This is a genomic window from Nocardia amikacinitolerans NBRC 108937, from assembly GCF_001612615.1.
GTDB classification, from domain to species: domain Bacteria; phylum Actinomycetota; class Actinomycetes; order Mycobacteriales; family Mycobacteriaceae; genus Nocardia; species Nocardia amikacinitolerans.
This window is the reverse complement of sequence record NZ_BDAU01000083.1, coordinates 151,487-165,403: the sequence shown is the minus strand read 5'-3', so window position 1 is coordinate 165,403 and position 13,917 is coordinate 151,487. Positions and strand designations below refer to the sequence as shown.

Here is a 13,917-nt window from a genome sequence, read left to right as displayed (position 1 = left end):
GCGCTGAGAGCATGAGCACCACAGGCGCTGAGAGCCTAGGTGCCACGGGTGCCGAGAGCACGGGCACCACAGGCGCTGAGAGCATGAACGCCGTGGGAACGGCGAATCAGGACGGCGGCGCCCTATGACGAGCGCGGAACCGGACCGAGATCCCGGCGCCTCGGCCGAGGCAGTCGAATCCGGCGAGACCCCGACGGGCCGCAAGTATCCGATCGGGGCGATCGTGTTGCTGGCGCTGGCCGCGGCACTGATGTGGGGCTCGTCGCGGTTGACCTGGGTGACGGTCTCGTCCTCGGACGGGCTCACCGAACCGCGCACCGACGAGCTGAACGGCAGCGTCTGGTTCGGCGCGCTCACGCCGCTGGCGCTGGTGCTGCTGGCGGCTATCGCCGCGCTGCTCGCCACGAAAGGGTGGCTGCGCCGGATGGTCGGCGTGCTGGTCGCGCTCGTCGCCGCGGTGACCGCCGTGCCAGCCTTCGCGTTGCTCACTGGTCAGGGCGCGACCGCGGAGCGTGCCGCCGCGCTGGCCGAACTGCCCGGCCGCGCCACCGTCACCGAGGTGACCACCGCGCCGTTGCCCGCGGTGCTCACGTTGGTCGCCGCGTTCGCCGCGTTCGCCGCCGGAGTCCTGCTCGCCAGGATGCCGCGAGAATCGGGCAGGCTCTCCGGCAAATACGAGAGCCCGGTGGTCCGCCGCGAGGCCGCCACCGAAGAGGTGACCAAGCGCCGCGCCGCCGACAACTCCGGGCAACTCTCCGAGCGGGTGCTGTGGGACGCGCTGGACGCGGGCACCGACCCGACCGAGGACACCGACACCGCGCTGCCGGGAACGGCGTCACGCGGCACGGCGGGCCACACCGAGTCCGCCGAACCGGATGGCAACGCTGCGTCCGAATCACGCCCGGGCGTCGGCTCCGATTCGCGCCGGGACGCCAGTTCTGTTGCGCCAACGGACACCGAAACCGATTCACTTCGAGACGCCGCCTCCGACTCGCGCCGGAACGCGGAGCTCGATTCCCCCCGCCGCACAGTGGACGGCGGTGCGGGCTGACGTGACCGCCCACGCCCCGCCCCGCGGGTCGACTCCCCGCCGCGACCATCGACGGCGCGCGGAGCCGAACCCCGGCGCGGAGACAAGAGGTACAGCCATTTATTCTTTGTCAGCATCGGTGAGACAGCGCCTGGGGGGATTCTCAGGCAGCAAGTCCGTCTCCCCAGAAAGGATTCGAGCCAGATGACGGTACTCGACTCGATTCTCGACGGGGTCCGCGCGGATGTGGCCGCTCGGGAAGCCCTTTTGGACTTCCCCGCCATCAAGGCCGCAGCCGCCGCCGCGCCCGCCCCGCTGGACGCGCGCGCCGCACTCCTCGAAGACGGCATCGGCGTCATCGCCGAGGTCAAGCGGGCGAGCCCGTCCAAGGGACCGCTGGCCGACATCCCGGACCCCGCGAGCCTGGCCAAGGCCTACGAGGACGGCGGCGCCCGCGTCATCAGCGTGCTCACCGAGGGACGCCGTTTCGGCGGCTCGCTCGACGACCTGGACGCGGTGCGCGCCACCGTGAACATCCCGATCCTGCGCAAGGATTTCGTGGTCGGTCCCTACCAGATCCACGAGGCGCGCGCGCACGGCGCCGACGTCATCCTGCTGATCGTCGCGGCGCTCGAGCAGGACGTGCTCTCCTCGCTCATCGATCGCACCGAATCGCTCGGCATGACCGCGCTCGTCGAGGTGCACACCGAGGAAGAGGCCGACCGCGCGCTCACCGCGGGCGCGTCGGTGATCGGCGTGAACGCCCGCAACCTCAAGACGCTCGAGGTGGATCGGGACGTGTTCGCCCGCATCGCGCCCGGCCTGCCCACCGAGGTCATCCGTATCGCCGAGTCCGGCATCCGCGGCACCGCCGACCTGCTGGCCTACGCGGGCGCGGGCGCGGACGCCGTCCTCGTCGGCGAGGGCCTGGTGACCAGCGGCGACCCGCGCGCGGCAGTGTCCGAGCTGGTGACCGCGGGCACCCACCCGTCCTGCCCCAAGCCGGCCCGGCGGGGCCGGTGATGGCGGTGCACGGACTACCCCAGGCCAGCGCGGGCGTCGCGCACCCGAGCTCGCACGAACCGGATCTCGGCGGCCACTTCGGCGTCTACGGCGGCAGGCACGTGCCAGAGGCGCTGATGGCGGTGATCGAGGAGGTCACCGCCGAGTACGAGAAGTGCCGCGCCGACCACACCTTCCTCGACGAGCTGGACCGCCTGCAGCGCGATTACACCGGCCGTCCTTCGCCGGTGTTCGAGTGCAAGCGGCTCGCCGAGCACGCGGGCGGGGCGCGCATCCTGCTCAAGCGCGAGGATCTGAATCACACCGGCTCGCACAAGATCAACAACGTGCTCGGCCAGGCGCTGCTCGCCAAGCGGATGGGCAAGACCCGCGTCATCGCGGAGACCGGGGCGGGCCAGCACGGCGTCGCCACCGCCACCGCGTGCGCGCTGCTCGGTTTGGACTGCGTCATCTACATGGGCGCGGTGGACACCGCCCGCCAGGCGCTGAACGTGGCGCGGATGCGGCTGCTCGGCGCCGAGGTGATCTCGGTGACGACCGGTTCGCAGACGCTCAAGGACGCCATCAACGAGGCGCTGCGCGACTGGGTCACCAACGCCGAGCAGACCTACTACTGCTTCGGCACTGCCGCGGGCCCGCACCCGTTCCCGCTCATGGTGCGCGATCTCCAGCGCGTCGTCGGCCTCGAGGCGCGCCAGCAGGTGCAGGACCTGACCGGCAGGCTGCCCGACGCGGTGACCGCGTGCGTCGGCGGCGGCTCCAACGCGATCGGCATCTTCCACCCCTTCCTCGACGATCCGAGCGTCCGGCTGATCGGCTACGAGGCGGCGGGCGACGGCGTCGACACCGGAAGGCACGCCGCGACCTTCACCGGCGGAACGCCGGGCGCGTTCCAGGGCGCCTACTCGTACCTGCTGCAGGACGAGGACGGCCAGACCATCGAATCCCATTCCATCTCCGCGGGATTGGACTACCCGGGCGTCGGCCCCGAGCACGCCTACCTCAAGGACATCGGCCGCGCCGAATACCAGCCCATCACCGACACCGAGGCGATGGACGCGCTGCTGCTGCTCAGCCGCAGCGAGGGCATCATCCCGGCGATCGAGTCCGCGCACGCCGTCGCGGGCGCGCTGAAGCTCGGCAAGGAGCTCGGCCCCGGCGCGATCATCCTGGTCAACCTGTCCGGCCGCGGCGACAAGGACATGGACACCGCGGCCCGCTGGTTCGGGCTGTTCGACGCACCGCAGGAGACCGAGTCGTGAGTCAGCAGTCCCGTCTGGCCAACACCTTCGCCGCGGCGCGCGCGGAGAACCGGGCCGCGCTGATCGGCTACCTGCCCGCGGGCTACCCGGACCTGGCCGGTTCCATCGACGCGTGCCGCGCGATGGTCGAATCCGGTTGCGACATCATCGAAGTCGGCGTCGCCTACTCCGACCCGGTGATGGACGGCCCGACCATCCAGGCCGCCGCCGAGCAGGCGCTGCGCGGCGGCGTGCGGGTGCGCGACGTGTTCACGGTGGTCGAGTCGATCGCCCAGGCGGGCGGCAAGGCCGTGGTGATGACCTACTGGAACCCGGTGCTCAAGTACGGCGTCGACCGTTTCGCGCGCGATCTGGCCGCGGCGGGCGGCTCGGGTCTCATCACCCCGAACCTCATCCCGGAGGAGGCCGACGACTGGTTCGTCGCCTCGGCCGCGCACGATCTGGACCGTATCTTCCTGGTCGCGCCGTCCTCCACCGAGGAGCGACTGGTGAAGACGCTCGAGGCGAGCCGCGGTTTCATCTACGCGTCCTCGACCATGGGCGTCACCGGCGCGCGCGACGTGGTGTCCTCCGCGGCGCCCGCGCTGTGCGCCCGCGTCCGCGCCCACTCCGACATCCCGATCGGCGTCGGCCTCGGCGTCCGCAACGGCGCGCAGGCCGCCGAGATCGCGAGCTACGCCGACGGCGTGATCGTGGGTTCGGCGCTGGTCACGGCGGCGGGCGAGGGGCTGGACGCGGTACGCGCGCTGACGCGCGAACTCGCCGAGGGCGTGCGCTCGGCGACCGTCGCCTCGTAGGCGTCGGGCGAAGCCCCTCGGACCGGCCGGAGCTACGGCGCGCGCACCGCCGGATCGTGCACTCCGCGCGTCCTCGACTACGGTGGCCACCGTGACCTTACGAAGCGATGTGCTGGCCTACATTCCCAGCCCCCCGCAGGGCGTGTGGCAACTCGGGCCGATCCCGTTACGGGCCTACGCCCTGTGCATCATCCTCGGCATCGTCGTCGCCATCTGGTGGGGCGAGCGGCGCTGGCAGGAGCGCGGCGGTCAGCCGGGCACGGTGCTCGACGTCGCCATGTTCGCGGTGCCGTTCGGTCTGGTCGGCGGGCGCCTCTACCACGTGGCGACGGACTGGCAGAAGTACTTCGGCGCGGGCGGCAACCCGATCGAGGCGCTCTACATCTGGCAGGGCGGCCTCGGCATCTGGGGCGCGGTGTTCCTCGGCGGCGTAGGCGCCTGGATCGGCTGCCGGGTGTACCGCATCCCGCTGCCCGCGTTCGGCGACGCCATCGCGCCGCCGATCCTGCTCGCCCAGGCCATCGGCCGCCTCGGCAACTACTTCAACCAGGAGCTCTACGGCCGCGAGACGACCGTGCCATGGGGTCTGGAGATCTACCCGAGGTTCGACGCCAACGGCGATCCCGACCCGATGAACGGCGTCTCCAACGGCGTGGTCGAGAAGATCGTGCACCCGACGTTCCTCTACGAGCTGCTGTGGAACGTGCTGATCGTGGTGCTGCTCGTGCAGATCGACAAGCGCTGGCGGATCGGCCACGGGCGACTGTTCGCGCTCTACGTCGCGGGATACAGCTTCGGCCGATTCTTCGTCGAGCTGATGCGCGACGACGTGGCCACCGAGATCGCGGGCATCCGCATCAACTCGTTCACCTCGGCGCTCGTCTTCCTCGCGGCCATCGCCTATTTCGTGTTCGCCACCAAGGGACGCGAGACCGCGGATCAGCTGCAACCCGGCGCGATGAACCGACCGTGGCCGTGGCAGATCGGCGCGTTGCGTGCGGCGGGCGCCGCGTCGGCGAGCGGTGTGGCGCTGGACAAGGACGCCGCGGGCGAGGCGGGCTCGGCGGCCGGCGACTCGCCGAGCGCGGCCGAGAAGCCTGCCGCGGCTGAGGAATCCGCTGAGGCGGACGACTCGCCGCAGACGAGCGACGAGAAAGCGAAGTCCGGCATGGGTGCAGGCGAGAAGTCCACCGCCGACAACGGCAAGTAAGCACGCCCCGCGAAATCGACGGCGTAGGCAACACATTCACCATAGGGCGCGATAACCACACGGGGTCCGAGGAATTCATTTCCTCGGACCCCGTGCCCGATGGGCGCCGATGCGACAAAATCGGTCGATTCCGGCAAGAATGACCGGTGATCGTCGCGGGCGTGTTCGAGGCGATCGTGGAAATCGGGGGCCAGTAATGGGTGCCCACTTGATGAGGAGGACATGAGTGACCGACCCTTACCAGAACAACCAGGGCTTCGGCGGCCCGCAGTACGGCCCGCCCGGTACCGGACCGGACCTGAACAAGGACGCTTCTGGCCAGCAGTACGGCCAGCCCGTCGACCCGTACGGTCAGCAGCAGTTCGGCCAGCAGCCCGGTGGCTACCCGCCCGCCGCGCCGTACGGACAGCCGCAGCCGCAGGGCTACAACCCGGCCGACCCGGAGGCCCCGTACGGCCGTGACATGATGGGCGTGCCGTTCTCCGACAAGCAGAAGATGATCGCGGGCATCCTGCAGCTGCTGGTCGGCACCCTGGGCATCGGCCGCTTCTACCTGGGCTACACGACCATCGGCATCCTGCAGATCGTCACCTGCGGTGGTTGCGGTATCTGGTCGCTCATCGACGGGATCATGATCCTCACCGGCAAGGTGCCCGACGCCAACGGGCGACCCCTGCGGGACTGATCGCCATCCGAGAGGGCGTCGCCGAGCAGGCGGCGCCCTTCGTGTTTCCGTGATGCGGCCTTTCGCGCACGGTGAGCGAAATACTGTGCAACGGCCCGCAACGGGCGTAACTTGGGCCGGATCTGTGTGTCGTGTGTGGGGCCTCCACGCACCGGAGAGAGGGATTTCGTGCGTCGCAAGCTGTTCGCCGCCGCCATGCTCGCCATCGTCGCCGCCACCGGCCTCACCGCCTGCGGCAGCGGCGACGACCCGAACGTGCTGAAGGTCGGCACCGAGGGCACCTACTCGCCGTTCAGCTACCAGGGCTCCGACGGCGCGCTCACCGGCTACGACGTCGACGTGGTCCGCGCCGTGGCCGACAAGCTCGGCCGCAAGGTCGAATTCGTGCAGACCCCGTGGGACGCGATCTTCGCGGGCTTGGAGTCCAAGCGCTTCGATCTGGTCGCCAACCAGGTCTCGATCACCGACGAGCGCAAGAACAAGTACGAGCTCTCCCAGCCGTACACGACCTCCGAGGGCGTCATCGTCACCCGCGCCGACAACAACGCCATCACCTCGCTCGCCGACCTCGCGGGCAAGACCTCCGCCCAGTCGGCCACCAGCAACTGGAGCGCGGTCGCCGCGGGCGCGGGCGCGAAGGTGGAGGCCGTCGAGGGCTGGGTGCAGGCCATCCAGCTGCTGAAGAACGGCCGCGTCGACTGCACCGTCAACGACAACCTGGTGTTCAACGAGTACACCAAGACCTCCGGCGACAAGTCGGTGAAGATCGCCGCGCAGACCGGCGAGACCAGCACGATGGGTTTCGCAGCCCGCAAGGGCGACCCGCTGATCGCCGAGGTGAACCGCGCGCTGGACGAGCTGCGCGCCGAGGGCAGGCTGGCGCAGATCTCGGACAAGTACTTCGGCGTCGACGTCAGCAAGTAACCGCCCGTGGACGCCGCGACTCGGGAGCTGATCTGGCGCAACTTGTGGCCGATGCTCGAGGCCACCGTCACCAAGACCATCCCGCTCACCGCGATCAGCTTCGCGATCGGTTTGGTGCTCGCGCTGTTCGTCGCGCTGGCGCGGATGTCGCCGACCTGGCTGCTTTCCGGGCCCGCGCGGTTCTACATCTCGATCATCCGCGGCACGCCGCTGCTGGTGCAGCTGTTCATCGTGTTCTACGCGCTGCCGCAGTTCGACATAGTCATCGATCCGTTCCCTGCGGCGGTGATCGCGTTCAGCCTGAACGTCGGCGGTTACGCGGCCGAGGTGGTGCGCGCCGCGATCCTGTCGGTGGCGCACGGCCAGTGGGAGGCGGCGCAGGCGCTCGGCATGTCGTATCCGATGATGCTGCGGCTGATCATCCTGCCGCAGGCCGCGCGCATCGCGGTGCCGCCGTTGTCGAACACGCTCATCTCGCTGGTCAAGGACACCTCGCTGGCCTCGACCATCCTGGTCACCGAACTGCTGCGCACCGCCCAGCTCGCGGCCGCGCCGACCTTCGACTTCTTCGCCCTCTACGGGGTTGCCGCGCTGTACTACTGGGTCATCTGCCTGATCCTCGGCTTCGGTCAGACTCGCCTCGAGACGCGCCTTTCCCGGCACGTGGCCAGGTGAGGACCAGTTCACCAATTCTTCATCGAGGCCGCGACGGGCCCGTACCACTCAGCAGGACTAGGCTCTACTCGTGATGCGACGGACGAAGATTGTGTGCACGCTCGGCCCGGCCACTGCCACCGAGGACCGGATCCGCGAACTCGTCGAGAGCGGGATGGACGTTGCGCGGCTGAACTTCAGCCACGGCGAGCACGCGGACCACGCCGAGAACTACAAGAAGGTGCGTCAGGCCTCGGACCATGTCGGCAGAGCGGTCGGCATCCTCGCCGATCTACAGGGCCCCAAGATCCGGCTCGGCCGGTTCACCGAGGGCCGCACGGTGTGGGCGACCGGCGAGGAAGTGCGCATCACCGTCGAGGACGTGGACGGTAGCCACAGCCGCGTCTCGACCACCTACAAGGAGCTGGCCAAGGACGCCAAGCCCGGTGACCGTCTGCTCGTCGACGACGGCAAGGTCGGCCTGACGGTGACCGCCGTCGACGGCAACGACGTGGTGTGCCGGGTGACCGAGGGCGGACCGGTCTCCAACAACAAGGGTGTCTCGCTGCCCGGCATGGACGTCTCGGTGCCCGCGCTGTCGGAGAAGGACATCGAGGACCTGGAATTCGCGCTCAAGCTCGGCGTCGACTTCATCGCCCTCTCGTTCGTGCGATCGCCGTCCGACGTCGAGCTGGTGCACGACGTGATGGACCGGGTCGGCAGGCGCGTCCCGGTGATCGGCAAGCTGGAGAAGCCCGAGGCCATCGACAACCTCGAGGCGATCGTGCTCGCCTTCGACGCGATCATGGTCGCGCGCGGCGACCTCGGCGTCGAGCTGCCGCTGGAGCAGGTGCCGCTGGTGCAGAAGAAGGCCATCCAGATGGCGCGCGAGAACGCCAAGCCGGTCATCGTCGCGACCCAGATGCTGGAGTCGATGATCGAGAACTCGCGCCCGACCCGCGCCGAGGCCTCGGACGTGGCCAACGCGGTGCTCGACGGCGCGGACGCGGTCATGCTGTCCGGTGAGACCTCGGTCGGCTCGTATCCGATCGAGACGGTGCGCACCATGGCGCGGATCGTGCACGCGGTCGAGGCGGAGTCCTCCACCCGGGTGCCGCCGCTGACCCACGTGCCGCGCACCAAGCGCGGCGTCATCTCCTACGCGGCGCGCGACATCGGCGAGCGGCTCAACGCCAAGGCGCTGGTGGCGTTCACCCAGTCCGGCGACACCGTGCGCCGCCTGGCCCGGCTGCACACCCCGCTGCCGCTGCTCGCCTTCACCCCGCTGCCCGAGGTGCGCAGCCAGCTGGCGCTGACCTGGGGCACCGAGACGTTCATCGTGCCGACGGTGAAGACCACCGACGCGATGATCCATCAGGTCGACCAGGCGCTGCTGTCGATGGATCGATACAAGAAAGGTGATCTGGTGGTCATCGTGGCGGGCTCCCCGCCCGGTACTGTCGGTTCCACCAACCTGATCCACGTGCACCGTATCGGTGAGGAGGACCATTAGAGTGAGTGCTTCGCTGAGCGACCCCGTCGGCACCCAAGGGTCGACGACGCGGTCCGATCTGGATGTGTTGCTCGGTCTGCTCGAGCTCGAGCAGATGGACACCGACGTCTTCGTCGGTCACCATCCGGAGAAGGTCTGGAGCCGGACCTTCGGCGGACAGCTGGTCGCCCAGGCGATCATGGCGGCCGGTCGCACCGTGGGCGACCGGCCCGTGCACGCCGTGAACGCGCACTTCGTGCGGGGCGGCGATCCGAAGCAGCCGATCGAGTACCGGGTGGACCGGCACCGCGACGGCCGCTCCTTCGCCAACCGCACGGTCACCGCGGTGCAGGACGATCAGGAGCTGTTCGTCATGCTGGCCGCCTTCCAGGACTGGGGCAAGGGACTCGAGCACGCCCATCCCCACCCCGAGGTGCCGGATCCCGAGCAGCTGCCGCGCGTCGAGGAGAGCTTCGAAGGCTTGGAGGACAAGCTGGAGATGTTCGTCAACGCGCCGCATCCGATCGACATGCGCTACACCAACGACCCGGCCTGGATCCTGAAGGGCACGGGGGAGCGGCTCAACCACAATCGGGTCTGGATGCGCGCCGACGGCAAGCTACCCGACGATCCGCTGATCCACGTCGCCACGCTCGGCTATTCGTCCGACACCACGGTGCTCGACTCGATCATCACCACGCACGGCCTGTCCTGGGGCCTGGACCGGATCGTCGCGGCCACCGTGAACCACTCCATCTGGTTCCACCGTCCGTTCCGCTTCGACGACTGGGCGCTGTATTCCACCGAGTCCCCGGTCGCGGCGGGCTCGCGCGGACTGGCCACCGGCCGGTTCTACTCGCGCAGCGGTGAGCTCCTGGCCACCACGGTGCAGGAAGGCCTGATCCGCCACTTTCCGTCCCGGCGGTGAAGGCGCGCCAGCGGATTTCGGGCGCGGGGCGCTGGCGGATTTCGGGCGCGGGGCGCTAGAGGATTTCGGGCGCGGGGCGCTAGCGGGTCGCAGGCGCGGGGCGCTAGAGGATTTCCCGCTCCGTCTCGAAATCGAAGCTGTCCCTGCGCTGCGTGCTTATCGTGCGCGGCACATCGGGATCGGCGGTGCCGCAGGATGTTTCGATCATCAGCCGCCGTTCCAGCGCGGCCAGGCTCGGGGCGGTCAGGTCGCGCGGTGCGCCGACCAGGCTGAGTGCGATCTCGTAGGTGCGGCGCGTCTCCGGTTCGCTGCCGGGATGACCTCCGCGCCATTGGGTTTCGAGCATCACGTGGGCGGGGTGGTCGGTGTCGACGGGCAAGGTGAAACGCCAGGCGAAGACGTCGCGGTCGTGCAGGTGGTCGTCCACCACCGCGCGCACCGTTTCGACAACCTGTTCGAGCGTTTCCGGTGTGACATAAACATGAAGCGAAACATCCGAGATGCGTTTCGGCATGTTTGGTTCCTGTCGTGTGTCGAACCATCAACGGCGGATGCTGTCCGCGGGGAGTGTAGTGCCTCGGTGGGCGTGCGTGACACAGCCGGGTGTGATTTCACCCGCGCGTGCTGATTTCGTGACGTTCATCGGTGGTGTGACGGCGACGGATTGCGTTGCGTCACCGAATGGGCTGTGTCAGCCGGACTCGGTGCGTCACCGGATGCGCTGTGCCGCCAAGAAAGCCGAGAGCGGCGCGGGCGCGGCGCCCGGTTGCAGCACTAGTCCGGTGCGGTCGTCGTCTTCGGGCCTGGCTTGTTCGTGCGGGGCGAGCACGAGCATCAGCGGGACCAGCGCTTCGGCGATGCGGTCGCCGACTTCGCAGTACGCGGCTTCGGAGAGGCCGACCGGGTCGGCGATGTTCTCCCTGCCGACCAGGGACAGGTCGTTGCGGGCCAAATTCATGTCGGCGACCGTGCGCGCGCCGGTGACCTTGGCGATTCGGTGCGCTTCCAGCAGCGTGAAAGTTCGTGCGGCAGCACCGAATGCCATGTCGGCGGCTTGGTCGCGGATTTGTTCGGTCATCGCGAGCACGAGATCGGCGCGGTCGATCATTTCCGGCTTGAGTTTGCGTGCGCGGAAGCCGTCGGGATTCGCGCCGAGACCGGAAATGGTTTGTGCGGTGAGCGGTTCGATGGGGAATCCGACCAGCGCGCGGGTGCCCGCGCTTTCCGCGGTGAGACCGGCGAGGTCGTGTTCGACGGCGAGAGCGCGGGTGAGCCGTTCGGCGATGACCGAACGACAGACATTGCCGTTGCAGACGAACAGGACGTGCATGGGAATACGGTAATTCGGCCGGTCGCGGACCTGAAGGCGCGCAAGATCGAATCACAGGTGCGCAGACACATATTCATCTCGGTGTCGCGTGCCGTACACAAAGCTCACCCGGGTATTCAGGCGGATTCTCGATGCGTGTCACGATCGAGCGCCGGGCTTATCGGTGAACTTACCCAGCCGCTTCGATCTTCAATCATCGACCTGCCGTCGCGGCGTTGTGCGCTCACTCACTCGGATTCGTTTCGGTAATAAGAACTTTCGGAGACCACCGGCGCAACTTTCGACTTTTCGCCGTGCACCCGCCCGCGCGTGGAGAACATCGGCCCACGGGAGGCGATCACCGGTGCGAACCGAGCCATCCCCGTCGCCGGCGCCATGTCGTCGTACATCGCGTCGATGCCGCCGCGCGCGAAGTAGGCCTCGTGCCAGAACCCCGTCCCGCCCGAGTCCTTCAGGAATCGCGCCCACCATTCCCGGTGCGGCTCCGACCGCGTCCACTGTTCGAGGCTGTCCAGATCGCGCCAGTACTGCCGCGCACCCCAGTGCGGCGGAAACAACCCCCACACAACGTCCTCGTGCAGCAGCAGCCCGTCCGGCCGGTCCCGATGCGACCGATACAGCTTCGGCCCCAACCCCAGCAACCGCAGCATCCCCCTCGGCCGCCGCACCCGCATCCCGAGGTAGACGACGACCAGATCCGGATACCCGGACAGATCCACGGTCATCCTGCTCACCCGCATACCGCAACCTCCGCAACGGCGCGCACCTGTACGCCCCACCCTACGAGGTACGTGTGAGCCCCCGCCCCGGTTCACACGCACGCACTCCGAATGCCGATCTGCACGCCGGACGGCATCGGCCCGACCTCGGCAACCGGCGACCAGGCCACTGACACAACGCAGCTGCTGCGCTGCGTCTGCCCGCTGGACGTCTAACACCGATGTCACCATTTCGAAATATCGGGTCATCACATCATGCGAGTATTCGGAACGAGATCTTCGTTTCGATGGGAGCGCCTTGTCTTGACCGATTTCCTCAACACAGTGAACGGCTATATCTGGAGCAACAGTCTGGTCTACCTGTGCCTGGCCGCAGGGGTGTACTTCTCCGTCAGGTCACGGTTCGTCCAGGTCAGGCAGGTTCCGGACATGATCAGGCTGTTGATCCACGGGGAGAAGTCGTCTGCTGGAGTGTCGTCGTTCCAGGCGCTGGCCATGTCGTTGTCGGGCCGGATCGGCACCGGCAACATCGCAGGCGTGGCCACCGCGATCGCTTTCGGCGGGCCGGGGGCGCTGTTCTGGATGTGGGCGGTGGCGTTCCTGGGGGCTTCGACCTCGTTCGTCGAGTGCACTCTCGGCCAGATCTACAAGACGCGTGACCGCCTGACCGGCGAGTACCGTGGCGGCCCCGCGTATTACTTCAGCCAGGCGATGGCGCACACCAAGATGGCGCCGGCGTTCAAGATCTACGGCTTCGTGTTCGCGGCGGTCACGGTGCTCGCCTGCGGGTTGCTGCTGCCCAGCGTGCAGTCGAACTCGATGGCTTCGGCCATGACCGAAGCATGGGGTTTCTCGGAATGGGCGGTGGCCGTCGGGACGGTCATCGTGCTGGCGTTCGTCATCATCGGCGGCGTCAAGCGCATCGCCGCGTTCGCCACCGTCGTGGTGCCGTTCATGGCGGTGGTCTACATCGCGGTGGCGCTGGTCATCGTCATCGCCAACGCCGACGCAGTGCCGGGCATGATCGAATTGGTGTTCGCCAGCGCGTTCGGCATGGATTCGGTGTTCGGCGCGATCATCGGTGCGGCGGTGATGTGGGGCGTCAAGCGCGGGGTCTACTCCAATGAAGCCGGACAGGGAACCGGACCGCACGCCGCCGCGGCCGCGGAGGTCTCGCATCCGGCCAAGCAGGGTCTGGTGCAGGCCTTCGCGGTCTACGTCGACACGCTGTTCGTCTGCACCGCGACCGGGTTCCTCATCCTGTCGACCGGCGCGTACCGGGTGTTCGAAGGAGAGACCGCGACCGGCGCTGTCTTGCGCGACGGCGGCGCGCTGCCCGCGGACACCGCGGTCGGACCGGCTTTCGCGCAGGCCGGTTTCGACACGCTGTGGAACGGCGTCGGATCCACGTTCATCGCGATATCGCTGGCCTTCTTCTGCCTGACCACGATCATCGCCTACTACTACATGGCCGAAACCAACCTGCGGTTCCTGCTCGGAAAGTTCGCGCCGGTCCCGGTGCCGTTCATTCGCGGCACGATCGGATCGAACACGACGCTGCTGCTGCAGGCTCTGATCCTCGTCTCGGTGGCCGTCGGTGCGGTGTCGACCGCGACGGAGGCGTGGACACTGGGCGACATCGGCGTCGGGTTGATGGCCTGGCTCAACATCATCGGCATCCTCGTCGTGCAACAGCCCGCCTACCGGGCACTGCGTGACTACGAACGCCAGCGCAAGGCGGGCCTGGATCCGGTCTTCGATCCGCTCGCGGTCGGCATCACCGGCGCGACGTTCTGGGAGACTTACGAACCCACCGGCAAGGATCGCGAACGGGCCACCGTATAGCCGCCGGCGTCGTTCCAG

General features: G+C 68.3%; 13 protein-coding genes and 1 pseudogene. 11 read left to right on the top strand and 3 right to left on the bottom strand.

What is annotated here, in order from left to right:
- Window positions 1–124 precede the first annotated feature (124 nt).
- The 10 genes and pseudogenes from NAM01S_RS33305 to NAM01S_RS33260 form a co-directional block, all read left to right on the top strand.
- A pseudogene (locus NAM01S_RS33305) lies at window positions 125–826 on the top strand (TIGR02234 family membrane protein); the annotation flags it as partial.
- Window positions 827–1,234: 408 nt separating this feature from the next.
- Window positions 1,235–2,053, top strand: coding sequence for an indole-3-glycerol phosphate synthase TrpC (gene trpC, locus NAM01S_RS33300; RefSeq protein WP_067793253.1), 819 nt, complete (start codon window positions 1,235–1,237; stop codon window positions 2,051–2,053).
- Window positions 2,053–3,315, top strand: a complete 1,263-nt coding sequence (gene trpB, locus NAM01S_RS33295; RefSeq protein ID WP_067793252.1) for a tryptophan synthase subunit beta — start codon at window positions 2,053–2,055, stop codon at window positions 3,313–3,315. The genes trpC and trpB overlap by 1 nt, the downstream gene beginning before the upstream one ends.
- Entirely contained in the window at window positions 3,312–4,112 is an 801-nt protein-coding gene (trpA, locus tag NAM01S_RS33290; protein WP_067793251.1) for a tryptophan synthase subunit alpha, read from the top strand. The genes trpB and trpA overlap by 4 nt, the downstream gene beginning before the upstream one ends.
- 91 nt (window positions 4,113–4,203) lie before the next feature.
- Window positions 4,204–5,322, top strand: a complete 1,119-nt coding sequence (lgt, locus tag NAM01S_RS33285) for a prolipoprotein diacylglyceryl transferase (protein ID WP_067793359.1) — start codon at window positions 4,204–4,206, stop codon at window positions 5,320–5,322.
- Window positions 5,323–5,548: 226 nt separating this feature from the next.
- The gene (locus NAM01S_RS37010) at window positions 5,549–6,007 is read left to right on the top strand and encodes a TM2 domain-containing protein (RefSeq protein ID WP_067793250.1); all 459 of its coding nucleotides are present in this window, start codon (window positions 5,549–5,551) and stop codon (window positions 6,005–6,007) included.
- 168 nt (window positions 6,008–6,175) lie between these two features.
- The gene (locus NAM01S_RS36930; protein ID WP_179831087.1) at window positions 6,176–6,931 is read left to right on the top strand and encodes an amino acid ABC transporter substrate-binding protein; all 756 of its coding nucleotides are present in this window, start codon (window positions 6,176–6,178) and stop codon (window positions 6,929–6,931) included.
- A 6-nt stretch (window positions 6,932–6,937) separates the two neighbouring features.
- Window positions 6,938–7,606 (top strand): amino acid ABC transporter permease, encoded by a 669-nt coding sequence (locus NAM01S_RS36925; protein WP_303755589.1) that lies wholly within the window; start codon window positions 6,938–6,940, stop codon window positions 7,604–7,606.
- A gap of 70 nt (window positions 7,607–7,676) precedes the next feature.
- Window positions 7,677–9,098, top strand: coding sequence for a pyruvate kinase (pyk, locus tag NAM01S_RS33265; protein ID WP_174554891.1), 1,422 nt, complete (start codon window positions 7,677–7,679; stop codon window positions 9,096–9,098).
- 94 nt (window positions 9,099–9,192) lie between these two features.
- Window positions 9,193–10,005, top strand: coding sequence for an acyl-CoA thioesterase (locus tag NAM01S_RS33260; RefSeq protein ID WP_245910674.1), 813 nt, complete (start codon window positions 9,193–9,195; stop codon window positions 10,003–10,005).
- Between the two features lie 103 nt (window positions 10,006–10,108).
- Here the strand turns inward: NAM01S_RS33260 and NAM01S_RS33255 are convergent, their stop codons facing one another.
- From NAM01S_RS33255 to NAM01S_RS33245, 3 genes are all read right to left on the bottom strand, one after another.
- A complete protein-coding gene (locus NAM01S_RS33255) occupies window positions 10,109–10,519 on the bottom strand; it encodes a hypothetical protein (protein ID WP_067793249.1) in 411 nt (136 codons plus the stop codon).
- A 195-nt stretch (window positions 10,520–10,714) separates the two neighbouring features.
- Window positions 10,715–11,335: an arsenate reductase/protein-tyrosine-phosphatase family protein gene (locus tag NAM01S_RS33250; protein ID WP_067793248.1), complete on the bottom strand. Its 621-nt coding sequence runs from the start codon at window positions 11,333–11,335 to the stop codon at window positions 10,715–10,717.
- Window positions 11,336–11,562: 227 nt separating this feature from the next.
- Window positions 11,563–12,075, bottom strand: coding sequence for a monooxygenase family protein (locus NAM01S_RS33245; protein WP_067793247.1), 513 nt, complete (start codon window positions 12,073–12,075; stop codon window positions 11,563–11,565).
- 282 nt (window positions 12,076–12,357) lie between these two features.
- On the opposite strand from NAM01S_RS33245, the gene NAM01S_RS33240 reads away from it, so the two are divergent.
- The gene (locus tag NAM01S_RS33240; RefSeq protein WP_067793246.1) at window positions 12,358–13,899 is read left to right on the top strand and encodes an alanine/glycine:cation symporter family protein; all 1,542 of its coding nucleotides are present in this window, start codon (window positions 12,358–12,360) and stop codon (window positions 13,897–13,899) included.
- Window positions 13,900–13,917 lie beyond the last annotated feature (18 nt).

Coding starts and splice junctions, on each gene's coding strand:
- NAM01S_RS33245 (WP_067793247.1), bottom strand. CDS start 12,075: ATGCGGGTGAGCAGGATGACCGTGGATCTGTCCGGGTATCCGGATCTG.
- NAM01S_RS33250 (WP_067793248.1), bottom strand. CDS start 11,335: ATGCACGTCCTGTTCGTCTGCAACGGCAATGTCTGTCGTTCGGTCATC.
- NAM01S_RS33260 (WP_245910674.1), top strand. CDS start 9,193: ATGGACACCGACGTCTTCGTCGGTCACCATCCGGAGAAGGTCTGGAGC.
- NAM01S_RS33255 (WP_067793249.1), bottom strand. CDS start 10,519: ATGCCGAAACGCATCTCGGATGTTTCGCTTCATGTTTATGTCACACCG.
- trpB (WP_067793252.1), top strand. CDS start 2,053: ATGGCGGTGCACGGACTACCCCAGGCCAGCGCGGGCGTCGCGCACCCG.
- trpC (WP_067793253.1), top strand. CDS start 1,235: ATGACGGTACTCGACTCGATTCTCGACGGGGTCCGCGCGGATGTGGCC.